The organism is Shewanella sp. 8A, from assembly GCF_023475945.1.
Classification (GTDB): Bacteria; Pseudomonadota; Gammaproteobacteria; order Enterobacterales; family Shewanellaceae; genus Shewanella; species Shewanella xiamenensis.
The window spans coordinates 1-803 of the sequence record NZ_JAMDJP010000094.1; the positions used below are offsets into that span (position 1 = coordinate 1).

Annotated in this window: 1 protein-coding gene; it reads left to right on the forward strand. The window is 47.8% G+C overall.

Annotation, left to right across the window (positions count from 1 at the left end):
* Positions 1 to 296 precede the first annotated feature (296 nt).
* Positions 297 to 629 (forward strand): quaternary ammonium compound efflux SMR transporter QacL, encoded by a 333-nt coding sequence (qac, locus tag M0413_RS22665; RefSeq protein WP_000800531.1) that lies wholly within the window; start codon positions 297 to 299, stop codon positions 627 to 629.
* Positions 630 to 803 lie beyond the last annotated feature (174 nt).

Below are 803 nucleotides of genomic sequence, written 5' to 3' on the forward strand. Positions count from 1 at the left end.
CCATTCACTAGTAGTTATCGTTTACTTGTATTGATCCAATAAGGTAAACGGTGATCTTCCTACAGAGGACTTTCACCTCATAAGTTCATGCCCATGCTGGGCGTACACAAAGCTATGCAATCGACGGCAAAAAGCTTCGTTCGCTTCGCGCACTACGCCTTTTTCCGCGATTGATAGCGACGTTAGATGCCAGATTTGGCGTTGCGTATGCTCACAGAAAATCGACAGCCGCAAGACTGTTTTTGGCAACTCATAGCCACCACTATTTATCCTTCATACCGTAGAGGAGATTGCACGTGAAGAACTGGCTCTTTCTGGCTATTGCAATATTTGGTGAGGTCGTCGCAACTTCCGCACTGAAGTCCAGCCATGGATTCACCAAGTTAGTTCCTTCTGTTGTAGTTGTGGCTGGCTACGGGCTTGCGTTCTATTTCCTCTCTCTCGCACTCAAGTCCATCCCGGTCGGCATTGCTTATGCTGTTTGGGCTGGCCTCGGCATCGTACTTGTGGCAGCTATCGCTTGGATCTTCCATGGCCAGAAACTAGACTTGTGGGCGTTCGTTGGCATGGGACTTATCGTTAGTGGCGTCGCCGTTCTAAATCTGCTATCCAAGGTCAGCGCACATTGATCGGGCTGGCATCTAACAATTCATTCAAGCCGACGCCGCTTCGCGGCGCGGCTTAATTCAGGTGTTAGATGCACTAAGCACATAATTGCTCACAGCCAAACTATCAGGTCAAGTCTGCTTTTATTATTTTTAAGCGTGCATAATAAGCCCTACACAAATTGGGAGATATATCAT